The sequence below is a fragment of the Bartonella sp. CE47NXGY genome (genome assembly GCF_042195415.1).
Taxonomy (GTDB): domain Bacteria; phylum Pseudomonadota; class Alphaproteobacteria; order Rhizobiales; family Rhizobiaceae; genus Bartonella.
Map to the genome: position 1 here is coordinate 1 of NZ_JBHIOI010000110.1, position 1,953 is coordinate 1,953.

The following is a 1,953-nucleotide window of genomic DNA, read 5'->3' on the forward strand; positions in this document are numbered from 1 at the left end:
GACTAGATGCCGTGTTTTTGAGCACCCGGCACTCTCTATTGAGTGTCAATCAAAAACTTTAACATCTAGGAGTTCATAATGAACACACTTATAGAAATTAAAGAAAGCACTACTAATAATGCTACCACTCAGACTATGTCTAGCCGTGAGATTGCAGAATTGTGTGGTAAACAACATAAACATGTTATACGTGACATTAAGCAAATGCTTGAAGAACTTAACGCCCCCAAATTTGGGGTGGTTAATTTTAGCGAGCCCAAATTTGGGCTGGCTAAATTTTTAAGCAATTATATTGATGAACAAGGGAAAAGCCGCCCTTGTTATAACTTACCTAAGCGTGAATGTTTAATTCTTGTTTCTGGTTATAACACTACATTACGAGCAAAGATTATTGACCGTTGGCAAGAGTTGGAAAAGCAGGTAGCTGTTCCACAGATAGACTACTCAAGTCCTCAAGCAATGATTGGCTTTTTGACACATCTACAAAACCAAATTGAGCAAAAGGATAACACCATTGCAGAATTAGCACCAAAAGCAAAAGCTTTGGAAGGTTTAAAACGCTCTGATGGGGCTATGTGTGGCATCTTATTGTTTTTTATTCACGAGTGGTTGTTCAAGGAGCTTTTTGAGATCTTCTGAATTCATTGCCAGTAGGTGATTTAATGTAACGGTAGTGCGGACAGAATTTTCTAAACGAGCAAGAATTTCACCCGTAAGGCTACGATGATTTGCTTCAGCAAGCTCTTCCAATTGATTTTTCAGTTCAATTGGAATGAGAAATTTAAATTGCACACGATCTTTTTTTGTCATGCACCTAAAATATACCTAAAATACACTTGACACAAGGTACCTTTATGGTACTAAATATGTGCATATGGAGGTAAAATGAAAACGATCCAATATAAAATAAATATGCCACATACATTAAAGGAGTGGTTGTTTAATCGGGCGACTGAGAATGATCGCTCTCTTTCATCTGAAATAATTAACATTCTCAAAAAAGAAAAAGCGCTAGAGCATAAGTCCGCAAAAACTCTCTCTAACGCTTTACATCTAACTAACCCGAAAGAGGTCAATTACAATGAATAATAGCACATACTTACCTATCAATAAAGACAAATTAATAAAATTACGAGAAGTCGAAAACGAGCCTCGTGTTCGCGATGTGGACTTAGCAGAAAAATTAGGGTTTGTTCGTACACGTGACGTTAGAAAATTAATTACAAGAAATATGCAAGAAATAGAACGGTTTGGGAGGTGCGCCACTGTGGCGCACGTAATAAAGGGCAATAACGTAACAGAATATTGGCTTAACGAAGAGCAAGCGTTATTGATTGCGACATTATCGAATACAGAAAAATCTTCTCAAGTCCGTTATATGCTTATTAAGTTATTTGTTGCATGGCGTAGGGGCGAGATAAAGCAATCCTATGTTCAATCGATCGACTACTCCAGTCCAACAGTAATGCTTGGTGTCTTAACGCATTTAAAAGATGAAAATGAGCGGAAAGACAATATCATTGCTAAATTAGAACCAAAGGCAAAAGCACTTGATGGTTTAAAGCGTTCTGATGGTTTGTTCGGTCTTATTGAAGCAGCAAAGATGTTAGAGGTACGACCTAAGGATTTGACCGATTATTTGCGTAAACATGATTGGGTGTATCGACGTGCTCCAGGGGCGCCTCTGTTACCTTATCAGGACAAGATCAAGAAAGGATTTATGGATTGTCCTGCTATCACCATTCAAAGACCGGATGGTACAGAAAAGGTGCTCCCTTCAACGAAAATCACATCGAGAGGATTGGCATGTTTGAGAGAACAAATCCATGGAGGTGTACAATGAAGATAGATACCAACTTCTTATGCGATTTATGGGTAGCATTATCTCAATTTTCTAATGATGAAAATGTGAGCGACAAAGATTGTAGTGCTCTGGTTCAAACTATGAATGCA

3 protein-coding genes and 1 pseudogene are annotated in these 1,953 nt (G+C 38.0%); 3 read left to right on the forward strand and 1 reads right to left on the reverse strand.

From position 1 onward, the window contains the following. Positions 1 to 78 precede the first annotated feature (78 nt). Positions 79 to 570, forward strand: a pseudogene (locus ACFIL3_RS09850) (Rha family transcriptional regulator); the annotation flags it as partial. A 15-nt stretch (positions 571 to 585) separates the two neighbouring features. Here the strand turns inward: ACFIL3_RS09850 and ACFIL3_RS09855 are convergent. Continuing rightward, entirely contained in the window at positions 586 to 810 is a 225-nt protein-coding gene (locus ACFIL3_RS09855; RefSeq protein WP_375627529.1) for an Arc family DNA-binding protein, read from the reverse strand. 75 nt (positions 811 to 885) lie between these two features. Between ACFIL3_RS09855 and ACFIL3_RS09860 the strand changes: the two genes are divergently transcribed. Both ACFIL3_RS09860 and ACFIL3_RS09865 read left to right on the forward strand, forming a co-directional pair. Beyond that, positions 886 to 1,089 carry an Arc family DNA-binding protein gene (locus ACFIL3_RS09860; protein WP_375627530.1) on the forward strand — a complete coding sequence of 68 codons (204 nt, stop codon included), beginning with the start codon at positions 886 to 888 and terminating at the stop codon, positions 1,087 to 1,089. After that, positions 1,082 to 1,843: a phage antirepressor KilAC domain-containing protein gene (locus tag ACFIL3_RS09865; RefSeq protein ID WP_375682193.1), complete on the forward strand. Its 762-nt coding sequence runs from the start codon at positions 1,082 to 1,084 to the stop codon at positions 1,841 to 1,843. Before ACFIL3_RS09860 ends, ACFIL3_RS09865 begins: the two co-directional genes overlap by 8 nt. Positions 1,844 to 1,953: the final 110 nt, after the last annotated feature.

What these genes read in the sequence shown, in the direction of transcription:
- ACFIL3_RS09860 (WP_375627530.1), top strand. Translation starts at nt 886, where the DNA reads ATGAAAACGATCCAATATAAAATAAATATGCCACATACATTAAAGGAG.
- ACFIL3_RS09865 (WP_375682193.1), top strand. Translation starts at nt 1,082, where the DNA reads ATGAATAATAGCACATACTTACCTATCAATAAAGACAAATTAATAAAA.
- ACFIL3_RS09855 (WP_375627529.1), bottom strand. Translation starts at nt 810, where the DNA reads ATGACAAAAAAAGATCGTGTGCAATTTAAATTTCTCATTCCAATTGAA.